At 67.0% G+C, this 16934-nt stretch carries 16 protein-coding genes; 8 read left to right on the forward strand and 8 right to left on the reverse strand.

The window, feature by feature from the left end; genetic code table 11:
- Window positions 1-103: 103 nt before the first annotated feature.
- The 6 genes from ACPCUW_RS01175 to ACPCUW_RS01200 all read left to right on the forward strand — a co-directional run bounded on the left by ACPCUW_RS01175 (window position 104) and on the right by ACPCUW_RS01200 (window position 8333).
- Window positions 104-970, forward strand: coding sequence for a dienelactone hydrolase family protein (locus tag ACPCUW_RS01175; RefSeq protein ID WP_063012699.1), 867 nt, complete (start codon window positions 104-106; stop codon window positions 968-970).
- A gap of 99 nt (window positions 971-1069) precedes the next feature.
- Window positions 1070-1597, forward strand: a complete 528-nt coding sequence (locus tag ACPCUW_RS01180; RefSeq protein ID WP_064901761.1) for a YbaB/EbfC family nucleoid-associated protein — start codon at window positions 1070-1072, stop codon at window positions 1595-1597.
- The gene (locus ACPCUW_RS01185; protein WP_063012630.1) at window positions 1594-1908 is read left to right on the forward strand and encodes a WXG100 family type VII secretion target; all 315 of its coding nucleotides are present in this window, start codon (window positions 1594-1596) and stop codon (window positions 1906-1908) included. Before ACPCUW_RS01180 ends, ACPCUW_RS01185 begins: the two co-directional genes overlap by 4 nt.
- A 13-nt stretch (window positions 1909-1921) precedes the next feature.
- Window positions 1922-6049: a hypothetical protein gene (locus ACPCUW_RS01190; RefSeq protein ID WP_423423415.1), complete on the forward strand. Its 4128-nt coding sequence runs from the start codon at window positions 1922-1924 to the stop codon at window positions 6047-6049.
- A 10-nt stretch (window positions 6050-6059) separates the two neighbouring features.
- A complete protein-coding gene (locus tag ACPCUW_RS01195) occupies window positions 6060-7157 on the forward strand; it encodes a hypothetical protein (RefSeq protein ID WP_423423416.1) in 1098 nt (365 codons plus the stop codon).
- A gap of 204 nt (window positions 7158-7361) precedes the next feature.
- Entirely contained in the window at window positions 7362-8333 is a 972-nt protein-coding gene (locus ACPCUW_RS01200; protein ID WP_423423417.1) for a hypothetical protein, read from the forward strand.
- Between the two features lie 110 nt (window positions 8334-8443).
- Here the strand turns inward: ACPCUW_RS01200 and ACPCUW_RS01205 are convergent, their stop codons facing one another.
- The 5 genes from ACPCUW_RS01205 to ACPCUW_RS01225 all read right to left on the reverse strand — a co-directional run bounded on the left by ACPCUW_RS01205 (window position 8444) and on the right by ACPCUW_RS01225 (window position 11637).
- Window positions 8444-8770 (reverse strand): hypothetical protein, encoded by a 327-nt coding sequence (locus ACPCUW_RS01205; protein WP_423423418.1) that lies wholly within the window; start codon window positions 8768-8770, stop codon window positions 8444-8446.
- Between the two features lie 33 nt (window positions 8771-8803).
- Window positions 8804-10468, reverse strand: a complete 1665-nt coding sequence (locus tag ACPCUW_RS01210; RefSeq protein WP_423423419.1) for a hypothetical protein — start codon at window positions 10466-10468, stop codon at window positions 8804-8806.
- 40 nt (window positions 10469-10508) lie between these two features.
- Window positions 10509-10859, reverse strand: a complete 351-nt coding sequence (locus ACPCUW_RS01215; protein ID WP_423423420.1) for a hypothetical protein — start codon at window positions 10857-10859, stop codon at window positions 10509-10511.
- A gap of 123 nt (window positions 10860-10982) precedes the next feature.
- Window positions 10983-11291: a DUF6802 family protein gene (locus tag ACPCUW_RS01220; RefSeq protein WP_030513482.1), complete on the reverse strand. Its 309-nt coding sequence runs from the start codon at window positions 11289-11291 to the stop codon at window positions 10983-10985.
- A gap of 154 nt (window positions 11292-11445) precedes the next feature.
- Window positions 11446-11637, reverse strand: coding sequence for a PspC domain-containing protein (locus ACPCUW_RS01225; RefSeq protein ID WP_030513481.1), 192 nt, complete (start codon window positions 11635-11637; stop codon window positions 11446-11448).
- A 147-nt stretch (window positions 11638-11784) separates the two neighbouring features.
- On the opposite strand from ACPCUW_RS01225, the gene ACPCUW_RS01230 reads away from it, so the two are divergent.
- Window positions 11785-13446, forward strand: a complete 1662-nt coding sequence (locus ACPCUW_RS01230) for an ABC-F family ATP-binding cassette domain-containing protein (protein WP_423423421.1) — start codon at window positions 11785-11787, stop codon at window positions 13444-13446.
- Window positions 13447-13505: 59 nt separating this feature from the next.
- The gene (locus tag ACPCUW_RS01235) at window positions 13506-13940 is read left to right on the forward strand and encodes a hypothetical protein (RefSeq protein ID WP_423423543.1); all 435 of its coding nucleotides are present in this window, start codon (window positions 13506-13508) and stop codon (window positions 13938-13940) included.
- Window positions 13941-13954: 14 nt separating this feature from the next.
- Here ACPCUW_RS01235 and ACPCUW_RS01240 read toward each other — a convergent pair whose 3' ends face one another.
- From ACPCUW_RS01240 to ACPCUW_RS01250, 3 genes are read right to left on the reverse strand one after another with little or no spacing between them, the layout of a single operon-like run.
- Window positions 13955-14962 (reverse strand): hypothetical protein, encoded by a 1008-nt coding sequence (locus tag ACPCUW_RS01240; protein ID WP_063012604.1) that lies wholly within the window; start codon window positions 14960-14962, stop codon window positions 13955-13957.
- Complete coding sequence (locus ACPCUW_RS01245; protein ID WP_423423422.1) at window positions 14949-16322, reverse strand: hypothetical protein; 1374 nt, start codon at window positions 16320-16322, stop codon at window positions 14949-14951. Before ACPCUW_RS01245 ends, ACPCUW_RS01240 begins: the two co-directional genes overlap by 14 nt.
- Complete coding sequence (locus tag ACPCUW_RS01250; RefSeq protein ID WP_423423423.1) at window positions 16319-16726, reverse strand: hypothetical protein; 408 nt, start codon at window positions 16724-16726, stop codon at window positions 16319-16321. Before ACPCUW_RS01250 ends, ACPCUW_RS01245 begins: the two co-directional genes overlap by 4 nt.
- Window positions 16727-16934 lie beyond the last annotated feature (208 nt).

Raw genomic sequence — 16934 nt, forward strand, 5'->3', positions numbered from 1 at the left:
GACACGCGAATCGGCCTGCTATCGAAGCAGGTGGGGGCGTGTCCGGGCCGCTCCGCTCGTGACAGTGCCGCATTCCGGGCGACTCTCGGTAGAGTTCACCCCCGTGTCGGTGTCTGTGAAATCGCTTCTGAGCATTCTGACCAGCCCTGGTCCGCACCGGGTGATGCGCGGCAACCTCGGCATCGCCGGGCAGCCCGGCGTGGTGTACACCCCCGAAGAGGGCCACAATCTGCCCGCGGTCGTCTTCGGACACGGCTGGCTCGCCGGCGCCGGCAACTATCGCCGACTGCTCGAACACCTCGCGTCCTGGGGTTTCGTCGCCGCCGCACCCGACACCGAACGCGGCCCGCTGCCCTCGCACCTGAATCTGGCCACCGACCTGCTGACCACGCTCGACATCTGCGCGGGCGTGCGGCTGGGCACCGGCGCGATCAGCGTGCACCCGGACAAGCTCGCGCTGGCAGGGCACGGGATGGGCGCGGGCGCCGCCGTCATCGCCGCCTCGCAGCGCAAGGTCGGCGCCGTGGCGGCCCTCTATCCGGCACCCACCGCCCCGAGCGCGGAAGCGCTGGCGGCCCGGATCGACACCCCGGCCCTCATCGTCGCCGGCGGTGTCGACATCTCCACCGGCAACTGCACCGCGCAGGCCCTCGCCACCGCCTGGGGCGGGCCGATGTCGCTGCGCACCGTCGACAAGGCCACCCACAACGGCATCGTCGAGGGCCGCCGCGCTCTCGCCGCGCTCGGCGCCGCCAAGTACGAACCCAAGACCGAACGCATCACCCGAGCCCTCCTGGTCGGCTACCTCAGCTACCAACTCCTGGGCGACAAGAAATATCAGCCCTTCGCCGACCCGGAAGCCGACATCCCCCACACCTCGGCCGTCGACCCCGAAGCCACCGAAGAGCCAGAGCCCGAACACGTTTCGCCCTTGCAGCTCGTGCAGGTAGCCCGCGCCCTGCGCAAGTAGAAGGCCGTCGCCCGGGAGCGCACGAGAACGGTGGGAACCGATCGTCGCCGGGCCGCGTCGGATATGTTGACGGCTGGTTTTCGACGGAGGGGTGGACAGATGGCGGACGCCGAGCAGGAGGCCGCGCGGGCGCGGAACGAGGCGTTGCGACTGGAGGTCGATTCCCTTCTGGCGACCTTCGAACAGCAGAAGCGCGAACTCGCCGACGTACAGGAGCGGTTGGCCGCCACGACCGCCGAGGCCTGGTCCGCGGACAATCTGGTCCGGGTCGTCGCCAATGTCGCGGGCGTGGTGGTGGAGGTCCATCTGGAGCCCGAGGCGTTCAAGCGGTCGACCCCGGAGAAACTCGGCAGGTCGATGGCCGAGGCCGCACAGGCCGCGGCTCGCCGGGCCGGCGAGTTGTCGCAGCAGGCGCTGGCACCCATCCAGGAGGTCGCCGGTGACGTGCCCGACCTCTCCGACATCCTCCCGGGTGCGCCCAGCATCAAGGATCTGATGAACACGCTGCTGCCCGATCCGGCGGGAAGCGCACCGGCGCAACAGGGCTCGTCGGAGCCGGGGGCGTTCGACGACGAGGACGAGGACGACTACTACCGCAACCGCGGCTACCTGCGGGGGGAGCGATGAGCGCGTTCAAGGTCGATCCGGCCGCTCTGCGGGCGACCGAGCCCCGGTACAACGACGTTTCGGACCGGGTGATCACCGCGGTGCAGAACCTGAAGCGGATCGTCGAGGCCGAGGGCCAGTGCTGGGGTGACGACGAAATCGGCGAGAAGTTCGCGAAGGGGTACGTCGATCCCGCCGGTAAGGCCGTCACGACCGGCAGTAATCTCGGCGCGATCCTCACCAGCATGGCGGGCAATATGCGCTCCGCGGCCGAAACGCTGCAGGCGCAGGACCAAGCCAACGCCGGCGCGATCGCCCAGACCCAATTCTGATTCCGCGCCGCACATGGGTATCGAAATCCCCACCGAACTGCAGTGGGTCGCGAAATATGTTGTGGGTGCCGGTGATTGGCCCAAGGGTGACGAGACCGCGATGCGGCGGCTCGCCCACGGCTGGGACCAGCTCGCCGACGCCCTGACCGAAATTCAGACCGACGCGGGTTCGGTCACCACCTCCGCTTTGGCCGCCGTCGACGGGAAGACCCACGAGGCGATCAAGGAGTTCTGGGATCAGGTCGCGGGCGACAAAGGCCTGTGGCCGGGGCTGATCGAGGAAGTCAAGGGCCTGAGCAAGGACCTCGACGACACCGCCACCGATATCGAACATACGAAATACGTCATCATCGCGACCCTGGTGATCTTCGCGATTCAGATGATCCAGGCGATCGCCACGGCATGTACGGGTATCGGCGCCCCCGCCGCCGCGGCGGAGGAGGCTGCGGCGCAGGTCGCCGCGCGCCTGACCATCCGCCAGATCATCAAGTGGCTGATCCAGAAGATCTCCACCCGGGCGCTGGCCAAGGCCGCGATCATCGGTGTGGCGCAGGGCGCCGGTGTCGACGCGGGCGCCAGTCTGCTGCAGATGGCGCAGGGTAAGCGCGGTGGTTTCACCGGCGAGGAAGTGAAAGGGCTGTTCGCCGAGAGCGTTTCAGGCGCTGTCGGTGGTGCGGTGGGCGCGAAACTGGGCTCCGACGGGCTGGCCAAGGGCCTCGTCGACAAGGCCGGGTCGACTGCCGGAAAGTTCGCCGCGCGCACGGCCGCCGATGCTGTCGGTGGCGCGGCCGGATCGGTCGCCGGAACCGCCGCGAGCGTCCCGTTCGGCGGGAAATTCGAGGTCGACCCGACCACGCTCGCGACATCGTCGGTCGCCGGCGCGGCTCAGGGTGCGCTCGGCCAGGTGCACGAAGGGCGGACCACGCCCGCGAGCCACGAATCCGGAACGACGGACGCCGGGGATTCGGGAAGTTCCAGTTCCGCTGCGGGACAGTCTCACTCGACTGACAACTCGACCGGCACCCATTCGGGGAACGAGACGAGCCCAGCGCAGCCGTCTCCAGCGCACGACAACACAGCCGCACCGTCCACGGCACACGACAGCGCGCCGACCGGTCCCGCGCCTGCCGGTGATACCGACGCACAGCCGTCACCCCACACCTCGTCGCCCGCTCCCGCCGGCACCGAGACGGGCACGACTTCACACAGCAACGATGCGGCGCCGGCACCGGACCACACCACCCAACCGGGTAACGGGAACGGCCTTCCCGAACACACGGAATCCGCTGCGCCCCAACACAACACCGCACCCACCGATGCGCCGCAAGCCTCGCACACCCCGACTACCGAGACCGCGCCATCCGGCCACCCGACCCCGGCAGAGCATTCGGTACCCGAGCAGCCCCACACCGGGTCGAGCCTGAACTGGGACACCGATTCGCCGTCTCCATCGGAGACCGGCAGCACAGCGCACGACTCCAGCGGCGCGACGAACCACCCGGCGCCGCACGACACGTCGAATCCGGCGAACGACGCGCCGGCAACCTCACAGCCGGCCGGACCCGGACACACCGCACCGCAGCATCCGGACTCGGCGCCAGCGAATACGCCGGCGCAGCACGATGTCGCTCCGGCAGCACCCGCCGCATCTCCGCATCCGGATGCCGGGGCGCCCGTTCACCACGACGAATCACCGGCGCCGCAACCCGATTCACAGGCCGGGCCCGCACACCCCACAGCGACACCACACAAAAGTTCGGTCGATCCGGCGGCATCGCCACAACCGGTCGGCGACCGGGCCCCGACTCCGGCCGACACCGCCCCGGCGACCACGCACGCCGCTACCGCCGACTCCCCCACCGCCGCGACGCCGTCGGCGGCTCCCTCGATGGGATCGATGGGATCTCTCGGTTCCTCCGGGGGTGAAGGTACACATCGGTCGAGCACCCCCGCCCACACCCCGATCCACCCGGAGACACCGCACTCCGGGCCCGACACCGCGTCGCGCCCGGACAGTTCCCGTTCCCCGCGCGAGAACGTGCGAACCGAAACACCCCCCGCGAGCAGACCCGAGTCACCGCGTCCGGCGCCATCGACCCCGACCACACAGGGCACGACTGCCCGGCCGGAGCCCGGCCGTCACACCCCCGGCTCGACCGCCGCCGGCCACTCCTCCGCGCGGCCCGGACCGGAATCGACGCCACCGCCGGCGCGTACTCCGGAGCCGAACCGCCCGCAGACTCCGCACGTTCGAAACGAACACGCGCAGAACAAACCCACCGGCGAGCGACCGCCCGGCGCTGCCGCGAGCCGTTCGGAGACTCAGGCTCCCAACGGAACTCGTCCCGAGTCACCCGTGCCGGCCGATGCGTCCGGTCGTCGTTCCGAACACTCGGACCGCCCGGGTGCCGCAGACGACCCGTCCCGTGCAACCGGCGAGCATCGCCTGTCCGACGATTCGACCGCCGCACCCCACAACCATTCCGACCCGGAACCAGCCGAGGTCCCGCGCACCGGCACCGACGGAAGTGCGGAAGCGGAACCGCCGACGGCACCATCGCAGCCGCCGCACCGCCCGGGCTTCGACCCCGCGATCCACAACTACGTCGCTCGTCACAACGACGGCCGGATGATCCACATGGATCCGTTCTATTCCGGCCGATACAACCCTCACATCGACCGCTACCAGCCGACGCCGGAGGAGATCTCCGCGGCCCGCGCCCACCCACCCGGGGAAAGCCCGCACGATGTGGAAGTCCGCCGCTGGGAAGAACACCGCGCCGGAGCCGCGGAAGCGCCTGCCGCCCAAGAGCAATCACCTGCCCGCACACCCGAGCACGAAGCTCCGACCGCTCGCGACTCGTCACCGGAGAACACCGCCCGTCCAGAGCGTCCGGCCGAACGCACTCCCACACCCAGCGATCGTGCCGGAACACCGCACGACGGGAACACACCCCCGCACAATCGCACCGGCACCCCCCACGATCACCCCGCCAACGCCCCCGAACACCCGGCGGCCGAACGCCCGGAAACCCCGCCGCTGCGCCGCGAACCCGAACTGGCAACCCCACCCCGCTGGGCCCACCACGACCCGAACTTCCTCGCAAATTCGATGCGCCCGCCGGAGTTCATGCGACGCGGCGCCTCCCACCCGGCCAACGGCCACCCACACCCGGCATCGCATCCGGAAACACGGGGGTCGACCGATCGCCCGAACAATCCGCGAGCGCCCCACCCGAACCGCTCACACCCTGAAACACCGCGACCGGAAACCCCACGGCCCAGCCGAGTCCATCCGGAGACTCACGGGCCAACGCATCCCGTCGGCCACCCGGCCCAGGAACAAGCGCCGCACGCAAATCCGAGCCGGCCGTCCCCACACCCACGGCACACCGACCCCAGCACGCAACACCCGGCGCCTCACCAAGCGGCGGGAACCCCACCCCAACATTCACACCCGGCGCCCGATCGTCGGAACCGCACCGCTTGGCGACGGCTGCTGGGCACGCTGGGTATCGGTCGAAACGAACACGGCGCCTCGCCGGGCTCACATGGCCCCCATGCACCATCGGAAACCGGCACTCGGCACGATCTCAATACCAACCAGCATCCTGGACATCCCGTCCCGGCCGATGGATGGTTTACGCAGCACGGTGGCGATCTGAATCACCCACTGGCTACGACGAGAATGATGGATCAGTACGTCGGCGAACAGATTCCTGGGCGGAGGTGGCCCACAGGGGTCTGGTATTACGATGATGTCGGCCGCCAACAATTCCGCCTCAGAATTCACGAAGGACGGATTTACGATGCGCAGGGAAGACTTTTCGATACCAGGTCGGGCGTGAGCGTGTGGAACGGACAGGGTAACGCTATCTTCGTCATGGATGAGCATGGAAATCTCTACGCATCACTCTTCCAGCAGCCCGGCGTTTTCCATCATTCCAGCTTCCTCGCAGGAGCACCAGTCGCCGGTGCAGGAGAGTTGGTCGTCATAAACGGCGAACTCCAGTTGATTACCGATAGCAGCGGCCACTACCGCCCCGGCCACGATTACACCTTGCAAGTTGTCGACCGGTTGCGAGCGATGGGGGTTCCGATAACACGCGACCAGATCAGACTGACACCTGGCGCATCGTAGAAGGGTTCTCATGAACGAGATGTGGCGGTCCGTTGTGGACGCTATTGTCTACAATATCGAATATTACCCCGATCTGGGGCCTGATGCCGTGGACGGCACAGCACGGGCGCTTCTTGTTCAACCCCTGTGGAATATGACTCCACAGGAAGAATACGAAGCGATACAACATGCCATTCAGGCCCAGGGGCCCATCACATCGATACCTACAGCACATGACCAGGCTGCTATACGAGACTTCCTGGGTCGCGTGCTGAGCCGCCTGGACGAAATGAAACCTTGGCCCGAGCCACGGTTCCAGACCGTGCCGATACTTCGCTGGTCGGAGTTTCTCAACGCCCCCCTCGTCGCCGTAATAGACGCACCGTTCCCTTATATTCAAGACAGGGTTGGACAGGCATTCGGACAGCCTCCGGACGAAAGTCGCTATTATCTTTTGCTGAAACTCGGGTCCGGAGCCGAAATCGGCCTGATCTGGCCTCTCCGCGACGATCAAACAAAAACCGGCCTGGTAGCACTCGGCACGCGATCACCGACCGAAATTGTCGAGGAACTCCTCGATGCATCGACCCTGCCACCGGAGATCATCACCCCTGTCCAGCCCGGCCCCAATGCTCGCCCGGCAGAACAATCACGGTTCGAGACGACTCCGTTGCTACCGGAGTTTCACGGTGAAAACTTGCCCGGAAATCCGATCTGGTCAGGAAAACAGGTTCGCTATCTGACCGATCAGGAACGGCCACCCTATCGAATCCAATTCGACAACGGTCTGGCTTACGACAGCAATGGGAAACTCTTGGACACACGCGGAAGCGCCACACTGTGGACTCCACAAGGTGGTCGAGCGATCTTTGTTATGGACGCTTTCGGGAACCTCTACTGGTCACCGTGGCATATCCTCGGGCAATTTCATCACTCCAGCCTCCTTGCGGGCGCACCCGTGGCAGGCGCCGGAGAAATCGGCGCAGTAGAAGGCCGGATACTGTTGATATCCGACAAGAGCACACACTACCGGCCGATGCAACGCTTCACCCGGCAAGTTGCAGAATCCCTCCGCAGCCGAGGCGTACCCTTTTCGGATTCTCAATTGGAGATTCACTCCGACCGATAGCCAACAGTCAGCGTGCTGCATCGCGTCGAGATCGTCGCCGGGGCTGCCGGGTGTCACCGCGTGTACTCGCTGTCACATCGTGGAAGTCGCGCAACTTGCCCGGCGACGGCTACACCGGCGTCGATACCTGATACGCGCGAGAGTTCTGCGGCCCGACGGGGCGGTTCGGCAGTCGTAGAAGGCATCAGAGCCCGAAGGTGACATATGCATCCGAATTCCGAGTTCAACCCGCCGTCCCCGTCCGGCGGCGGACCCGTTCCCCCACCACCCGACCTCTCGACAGGTGACGACCGCTGGTCACACCGTCCGCTCGAGAAGGGCCGTGGGTCCAAGACAGCGGACGACACCAGCTACAACTGGGGCCCTCTTCTACCGCCGGGGACGCCTGAGTACCCGGAGCCGAAACTGCAACGCGATCCGCTCGAAGGGCGATACGAGCCCTGGACCCGTAAGCCGTTGTTCTACTGGCCGATCCTGATCCGCGGCGAATTCGTCGGCTACATCTGGGCCTCGCAGCACCACAAGTCCGCCGGCCTGGTCCGCATCTCGAGTCGTGACGATTACTTGTGGATGGATGTCTGGAGGGAGCGGCTCGACGACTCCTGCAAGCAGGGATTGCGTCCGGTCGATGCCGTACAGCGTTGGGTCGGTGCGCCCGAAGACCCTGTCGGTGGCTACCTCCCCGCCGATGCCCCGGTCTACGACGCGCCCAATCTCGACACTCTGCACCAGCGCACCAATCCCGGCGGCCCGCCGGCGCCCGGCCCCTTCATCCAAGACGGCGAATTCCCCGACGGCACGCCGGTCGACCGCTCAGAGGGTTGGGGCCCACTGATCAGCGCACCTCTGCGCCGCTATGCGACGAGCACATCCAGCGCTGTCCACTATCTTCCGATAGTCAAGGAAGGCCGACACATCGGCTATCTCTGGGCCTCGGTCGACAACGACGCCGCCGACTACCTTCCTCTCCGAACCGCCGGCAAGACAGCACAAGTCGCAGCCGGTCTCTGGCAGCTGCGACTGAGCCAGGGGTACAAGCAGCACATTCCGCCACTGCAAGTGCTTGAAGACAACCGGCGCCATCCCGAGGACCACCTCTCCGGAATGATCCAGCCTGGTGCACACGAGGGCGAACTGCCGTCACTGGAACATCTCGAGGCATTGGCGCAGCGGTAGGCGGATTGGGAGCAGCCGGGGCGCACCGAGCTGTGGTTCGCCGTTCATATGCTGGTATACGAAGAGGGACAAGGACCTATAACCCGCTCGTGCCGGCGTGGTCAGCCGGTTCAGACCAGCCAGCTCTTGCGGCGGTAGTAGGCGTCGTCCTCGTCTTCGGCGTCGATCGGGGCGACGGCCTGGTTGGCTTTCCGGGCGGCCGCGGCGCGGGCTATCGCTTCGCGTTGCTCGCGGGCCTCTTCTTCTTGGCGCTCGCGCTCCTCGGCTTCGGCGGCGGCCAGGCGTTCGGCTTCGGCGACGCCTCGGTCGATCTCCGCGGCGAGATGTGCGCCATTGGCGGCGAGTCGGCGTTGAGCTTCCTCGTAGTCCTCGTTGTGGTAGCGCAGCCAGCGGCCGTGTTCGTACATCACCTCTTCGAGGTGGCGGGCGAGGTCCATCTCAATTCTCCCGGGTGGTCAGCGGTGGACGAGTCAGAGTGGGCCCGCCTCGGCCAGTTCCGCGCCCGAGCCGTTGGGATCGGGCGGCGGCCCCTGCGGCGGGACGGCCGGCGGCTTGTGATCGGTTTCGGAGTCACGGCGAGGCGGCGGGGGTGTAGCCGGGTTGACCGGATTGGCTTCACTACCACCGTTTTCGCTCGACTGACCGCCTCCGGCGGGTGGCTGTTGGTCGGTCGGCTTCGGTGGCGGAGGTGCCTGATCATCGTTGCCCGGCTTGCCGACACCGCTGTCCTGCTTCTGCTCGGTGTCATCGGGCTTGCGGCCGTCACCGGGTTGCTGCCCCTCGCCGAAGGACTGACCATCACCTGCGGGTGAGTCGCCAGGGTGCCCCGCGTCCCCCTCCGCACCCGGCTTCTTGTCCTCGGTGTTGATCACCGGGTTGCCGTGCTCGTCCAGCTTCATGCTGTAGGTCTTCTCGTCGCCCGAACTGTCGGACATCACGACCTTCAGCTCACCGTTCGGACCCATCTCGAACTTCAGATGTCTTCCGGCGATGTCGAATTCGGCATTCGGTTTACCGTCTGCGGCCCCCTTCGCGTCGTGCGGCTGCAACAGCGACTGCACTTGCTGCAGGGCACCGTCGAACCCTTGCTGGATCGCGGTGGACAACGCTGTCGCTCCCTGCGTCAGCGACTGCCCGAGCGTGCTGACCACCGGAGAGAGCTGGGATGCCACCTGACTGATCTGCGCAAGTCCGTCGAGGCCGGAGGTGACCGTCGGCGAGACCGACGACGGGACGGTATTCCCCGGCGTCGATTGATTACTGGGGACCGAATTCGCCGGAGCTGGGCCCGGATTGGCGGGTGCCGGTCCCGGATTGCTCGGAGAAGGCCCCGGGTTGCTCGGCTGGGACGGCTGCGGAGTCCCTGCCGGCATCGGGTACGCCGAGACATCCAATCGGTCGAGGGCGTCCGATATGCCGCCGTAGAGCTGCTCGATCGTTGATTTCGTCCGCGCGCAAAGGTCATTGAAAGACTGGACAGTGTCTTCCACACCCTTGACGAAAACCGTTCGAAGCCAGTCCGTGGCCGTGGGCCCGTACTGCTTGGCAATCTGCATCGACACCACGGGCGCGTACGAACCCGGGTTCTTGTACTCGGCAGCCACCATGATCATCCAGTCGATCTTCTGCCGCCCCGCGCTGCCATCGAAGTCCGGGCCGTCGTCCTTCCAATACTTCTTGACCGCTTCCGCCTTGCCCAAGACCGCATTTCGCAACGAGCCGGGCGCGAACGCCAAGCCCAACGACACCTGCTTGACCTGGTCGTAGTCCGTCTGCGCACGCCGGACTTGCTGGTCGAGCAGGGCATGTGCGTCATCTCCGGCAGTGCCCTGCCAGATGGATTGGACGGCGCCGAGTTGCGTCTTCTGAAGTTCCAGTTCGGTATCGGCCTCGCCGACCACGCGGCTGAGATCCTGTGCGACACCGTCCAAGGCGGCAAGGTCCATACCTCGCTCGGTATCGTATTTGGCACATAAGGATTCGTAGGACGGCATCTCTGCTCGGCCGAATCCGAGAAGTTTGTTGACCTGCGCGTACCGGGGCAGATATTCCTGGAAGAACATCAGCCCGGTGCAACCTTCGTCCAGGATCTTATCCACGGAGGCGTCGGTAGAAACGTTGAGAGTCACCAGCATTCACCACCACGGGCACGATGCGCACGACATCGGGAACACATCAGACGCGCGCCGCGGCGGGCGTTGTCGGGTTCAGATTCACACCCGTCGCGTTGAACTTCTCGACATTGGAGTCATCGACCGTCGAGTAGGTGTTGGCACTGGTGCTCATCGTTTCCCCCATCTTCGCGATCGCGGTTTGCCAATTCTTCAACCAGGCGGTCAGGTGCCCCAGCGAGTGGTTGATCTTGACACCGTCGGCAGTGTAGTCACGGCCGGCCTGCGGACCCCCGAAGGTATGCGACGTCAACTCCGTGGTCTTGTTGTCGAGTACACCCGCGGAGCCCTTGAGATTCGTCGCCATCCGCTGAAGCGACACGACGTCCACCTTGACGTGCCCACCCGAAGCCATCGTTAGCTCCCCTCCCTCGCTGACCTGCGGCCGACGCCACAGCCTTCCCGTACTCTCTTGGACGCGCTCGGACAGCAGCCGGTTCCATCACGTACCGGCGGTCGAAAACCGAAGCCACGCCGCTCACTTGCCCATTTTGCCCTTGTCCACCTGGACCCACTCGGTGCGGCCGTCGGGATAGTGGTGGAACTCCCAGGCGGAGTAGTCGCCGCCGTCGTCGACGATGCTGACGTGGTCGGCGTAGCCGTCGTGGTCCATATCGGACCAGACTTCCATCGAGTGGTCGCTGTGGAAGGTTTCGGTGTCCAGGATGCCGTCCGCGTCGATGTCCTGGGACGGGTGGTTCAGCTCCACGGCGCCGATGCCGCCGAGGTCGGAGTGTGCGTCGACTTCCGGCAGGTCCAGGCCCGGCAGATCGCCCGAATGGATCATGTATGTGCTCCTCGAGGGACGTGCGGGAATTTGTTCCATCCTGGCATCCGGAAGCGGCGCTGCGCATCCCTGGCCCGGCATGTTGTGGATAACTTGCCGGCGCCGAGGTGGGCCGCGGGTTTGCCTGTGGATAACTACCGTCGCATCGCGTCCGCTACTGCTTCGGGATGACGATCCACAGCACCAGGTAGACGATGAACTGCGGGCCGGGCAGCAAGCAGGACAGGACGAACAGCAGGCGGATCAGATTGGCGTTCCAGCCGAAATATTCGGCGAGGCCACCGCAGACGCCGCCGATCCACTTGTCGGAGCTCGATCGGGTGAGGCGGCGGGTGGGGGCGGTCATGACGCTCTCCTTCGGTCACGGTCGTGCGTTGTGGTTCCACTGTGCTGTGCGGGCGCCCTCGCGCGCATCGGGCGCGAGACCCATCCCGACCCTGATTTCCACGGCCCGGGCTCAGGGTGGTACCCCGAACCCGGCAGACTCGTGGGCGTGAGTACGACTCTGCATGCGCACGGCCTGTCGGCGGGGCACGGAGACCGGGTGCTGTTCGAGGACCTGGATCTGGTGCTGGCGCCCGGTGATGTGATCGGCCTGGTGGGGGTGAACGGAGCGGGCAAGTCGACGCTGTTGCGGATGCTGGCCGCTCGCACGCCGCAGACGGGCCGGATCACGCTGAGCCCGCCCGATGCGACGATCGGCTACCTCGCGCAGGAGCCGGAACGCCTGGCCGACGAGACGGTGGCCCAATTCCTGGCCCGCCGGACCGGAGTGGCGGCGGCGCAGCGGGCGATGGACGCCGCGGCGGAACAGCTGGCGACCGACGAGACCGCCGCCGAGGACTATTCGGCCGCCCTGGACCGCTGGCTCGCACTGGGCGGTGCCGACCTGGAGCCGCGAGCCGCCGAGGTGGCCGCCGAGTTGGGACTCACCGAAAGTTTGCCGCAGGGCCTCGACACGCCCATGACCGCGCTGTCGGGTGGGCAGGCGGCGCGGGCCGGACTGGCCTCGGTCCTGTTGTCGCGCTTCGACATTCTGCTGTTGGACGAGCCTACGAACGATCTCGACCTGGAGGGCCTGACCCGGCTGGAGAATTTCGTGACCGGGGTGCGGACGCCGTTGATGGTGATCAGCCACGATCGAGAGTTCCTGGCTCGCACCGTCAACCGGATCGTCGAACTCGATCTCGCCCAGCAGCAGGTCGGCAGTTACGACGGCGGTTACGACTCGTATCTGGCCGAACGCGAGATCGCCCGCCGGCACGCGCGGGAGGCCTACGAGGAGTACGCCGATACCAAGGCCGGGCTGGAAGCGCGGCAGGTGATGCAACGAAACTGGCTCGAACACGGCGTACGCAATGCACGCCGGAAGGCTCGCGATCCGCGAAAGGTGGACTCCGACAAGGCCGGTCGCAAGATGCGGGCCGAATCCACCGAGAAACAGGCTTCGAAGGTGCGCCAGACCCAGCGTCGCATCGAACGGCTCGAGGCCGTGGAGGAGCCGCGCAAGGAGTGGGAGCTGCGGATGTCGATCGCATCCGCACCGCGCAGCGGCTCGGTGGTGGCGACGCTGTCCGGCGCCGTCGTGTCGCGCGGTGAGTTTGCTCTGGGTCCGGTCACCACGCAGGTCGACTGGGGTGATCGGATCGTCCTGACCGGTCCCAACGGTTCCGGCAAATCCACACTGCTGGCGCTGCTGCTGGGCAAGGTGGCTCCGGATGCCGGGGCGGCGTCGCTGGGTTCGGGCGTGGCGATCGGCGAGGTCGATCAGGTGCGTGGCCTGTTCCGTGGAACGGCCACGCTCGCCGACACTTTCGGCGCCGAGGTACCCGACTGGCCGGAGGCGGAGATCCGTACGCTGCTGGCCAAATTCGGGCTCCGCGGCCCGCACGTGCTGCGCGCCAACGACACTCTGTCGCCGGGTGAGCGCACGCGCGCCGCGCTGGCGCTGCTACAGGCACGCGGGGTCAATCTGCTCGTCCTCGACGAACCGACCAACCATCTGGATCTGCCCGCGATCGAACAGCTGGAGCAGGCCGTCGAATCCTTCGACGGCACGCTGCTGTTGGTCACCCACGATCGCCGAATGCTCGATACGGTGCGTGCGACGCGGCGCTGGCACATGTCCGCCGGACAACTCACCGAAGACCGGTGAACCGGAACCTGCTCGACATCGCGATCGCGATGCGTCACGCGACCGCCCAGGAGATTCGGATGGACCGGATACAGCTCGGTGTCGACACCCGGATCACGCTGCTGATCGCGGGCCTTCTCTTCGTCTGGGCGCTGCTGCTGGGCGTGTGGAAGTACCACGGGATGCGGACCTCACCGGAGGGGCATGCGCACCCCTACGTCGATATCGCGCATCGCGCGGCCCTGATGTACAGCTTCGCCGCGCTACTGCTCGCGGTCTTCGTGGAGCTGTCGGACTGGCCGACGGCGGTGAATCTCGTTGCGGCGCTTATTGTTCTCGGCTTCTTCGCCGGCGCGGTCGCCTCGTACTGCCTGCACGGGCTGCGGCGGGACACGACGAATCAATTCCGCGGCGATATCGGGCTGCCGCTGCGATCGGCCATGTACGCGCTGATCGTCTGCGAAATCGGTGGCTTCCTCGTGCCTTTCACCGGCTTCGTGCACGCTCGGTTCTGAACCTTCGATGTGGTTCAGCCGGCCGCGATGCCGGTGATCAGCGTGCGGCCCGATTCCGCTCGGGTGCTGATGATCTGGGTGAAGGCATGCGGCTGTTCGTCCGGCTTCTGCTGGGTGAGGCGGACCTCCCACTGCCCCTCGTCGCCGGTACGGGTGATCTGCACGCAGTAGCGGGTGCCGACCGGCACCTGGTTGATACCGCGCTGAATCTGGTCGGCCGGCGGCACCGACGAGTCGTCGGCGACGACGGCGCGCGCGGCATACCCCGACCGCTGGACGTAGTACGCCCGCTCGAAAGCCAGGATGGCGTCCGGGCCGCTCGCGGTGCCTCCGGGGTCGGTACCGGAGACCACTTCCGCGGTGCGCTGCTGCTCGCAGCCGTCGGTGGCGATCGTCGAGGTCGCCGCCGCCGTGGTCGAGGGCGGCGACGGGGTGACGCTCGCCGAGGTGGGCACCGGCACCGCCGCGACCATCGGCGGTTTCGTCGCGGCCGGTTGCGACCGCTTCCCCGTGTGGATGACGGTCAGCACCACCGAGACGACGACGATCCCCACACCGATCAAAGTGAGTGCGGCCAGCAATTTTTCACCACGCCGATGATCGCGGCGCGGCCCGGCCTGGCGTGGGCGAGGACGTCGCAGCGCAGGACCGGGGTTACCGCCCGAGCGGTCGACGATGTGCGGAACCAGCGTCGATTTGTCGACCAGGTCGGGATCGGTCAACGGCCCCCCGACCGGAATGCGCCGCGGTTCCGGTTCCGTCTCGGGCTCGGGGTCGGGGATCGTCCGCTGCGCGGGTTCGAGCCACTGTTCCCACTCACCCGACGGATAGACCGCCGGCTCCGGACCGGGCCGCGCCGGCGGCACGGCCACGGCGCCGTGATAGGTCGCCCCGGCCGTTCGGTTCGGGTTCCGCCGGCCCGGCCGCCGCTTGCGGCCCTGCTTACCGACGGGAGTCCGGACCATCGGCAGGCCGAGGTCGAAGGGATTGTCCTGCTGCGGGTCCGGCTCAGACCGTGTCATCGCCGAAGTCGCCGATCACGGCGGCGGGAACCGTTGTCTCGGCCGCCGGCACGGTGACACCGAGCTGACCGTCGCGAGGTTTGTGGTCCTGCCCGCTACCGGCCGGCGGCGGCAATGCCATACCTCCGGCAACGCCGCCCGGATGGGCCGTCTCCGGAGCCGGCGCGGGAGCGGGGGCCGGTGCCGGTGGTTTCGGCATCGGTGCCGGGTCCGCGGGTGGCGGGATGATGGACGACGGTGACGGCGGTGGCGGATCGGATTTGTCGGCCGGGGTCTTGTCGGCCGGCGCCTTGTCGGGCGCCGGGGCGCCCGGAATGATCGAGCCCGGCCCGGTCGTTCCGGGAGCCGCCTTGCCGGGGCCGAAGTCGAACAGCTTCGCCGAATCTCCGGAATTACCCGCCGGATTCGTCTTGTCGCCGGTGGCGTGGTCCGGGTTGATCAGCTGCGGTATCGCCTGGTCGACCGAGGAGGCCACCGTGTCGATGGTGTGTGTGCCCACCTCGGCGATCTTGTCGATCAGGTGGGTACCGATATCCACACCGGCATTGATGGCCGAGGTGCCGATCTGCACACCGGCCTGCACGAGCAGCTGCTGCAGTTGCAGCTGCGCGAGCTGAGCCGGATCGATCGGCTGGCCGGGCGCCATCCCGTATTGCGCTGGGACCGTGGCGTATTGGCCCGGAATCGCGCCGTAGGCGCTGGGCAGCACCGTATCGGGGGTATCTCCCCACGACTGCGAGGAGTTCAGTCCGGCGGGCGTGGTGACCGTCAGCGGACCCATCTCGTCCAATCGGCGCGAGTGATCGTCCATTTCGGTGCGCGCGGAGGTGACGGTGGTGATCGCATCGCGCAGCGCCTGGGTGGCCCGGTTGATCACCGCATCGGTATCCGGGGCGGCGGTGGCGTTGCCGAGGATGGTTCGAGCGTCGCGCCGGAAATCGGCGATGATCCGGTCCATCCGGCCGGCCGCCCGTGCGCTGGTCGCGTGGGCATCGGCCAGTACGCCCAGATAGGCCGGGCCCCGATCGGAGATGTCACCGATCTGAGTTTGGGTGGTGCGCAAGGCCGGAACGGCCGCGTCGGAGCCCGGCCCCGTCCAGGTGGATTCCAGCGCGTGGACGCCGTCGCGGTGTGGTCCCTCGGTGTCGGCGGCCTGTGTGGACGCGCTGGACAGCGCACCGGTGATGGCCGAAGAAGGTGTCGCGACACCGGTGCCCAGCGAGGCGCGCAGCTCCAGCAGCGGCTGCACCAATGTCGCGACGATCGGCGGATCCACGGACGGATCGGATGACGTTGCAGGCGACGTGGTGTCGTTGCGGGCGGCGGTGGGCCGGCGCCGCAATCCGATCGGACGCCTCATGACCGCGGCTCCGTCCGGGTGATCGCGACGGCCGAGTCCTCGTCGGTACCCTGCACACCCGCGGTGTAGGTGTTCAGACCCCGCCCGTAGGCCGAGACCAATTTGCCCGCGGTGGACAGCGCCTGTGCGTGTTCGGACACCGCGGCCGCGAATTTGGCGGCGAAATCCGCTCCCACGAGCCCGAGGTCGGTCGCCAGCTGCTGTGGGTCGACCGCGCCGGCCGCCACGGAAGCCGCCGAAGCCAGCTGTTGGGACACGGTATTCGCGATGTACGTATACGCGGCCATCGCCGCGGGATCGACCCGCATCACCGTATCCGGAGCAGGTGCGGTGGCGGTCGGCGGCGGCGCCGGATTCGCGGAGTCGTCGAGCGTCGGAGACTGATCAAGCTTCAGCGGTTCCACTGTTCCCCCTCACGGAAATCAAGCTTCGCTGTCGCGTCATGATGTGCGTCCCACCATACTTCCCGGAGCCGACAGTCGCGCCCCCATCGCCGGGACCGTCGGCGCGCCAACGCCCTTCACGCGACGTGGCGAGGACCCGCGACCGGCCATCGATACCGACTGTGACCAGGCGATATTCGCCGATCGCGCGCGAATGCGGCCATCGCGG

Origin of the sequence: Nocardia sp. AB354, assembly GCF_049538315.1 — a bacterium.
Taxonomy (GTDB): Bacteria; Actinomycetota; Actinomycetes; order Mycobacteriales; family Mycobacteriaceae; genus Nocardia; species Nocardia nova.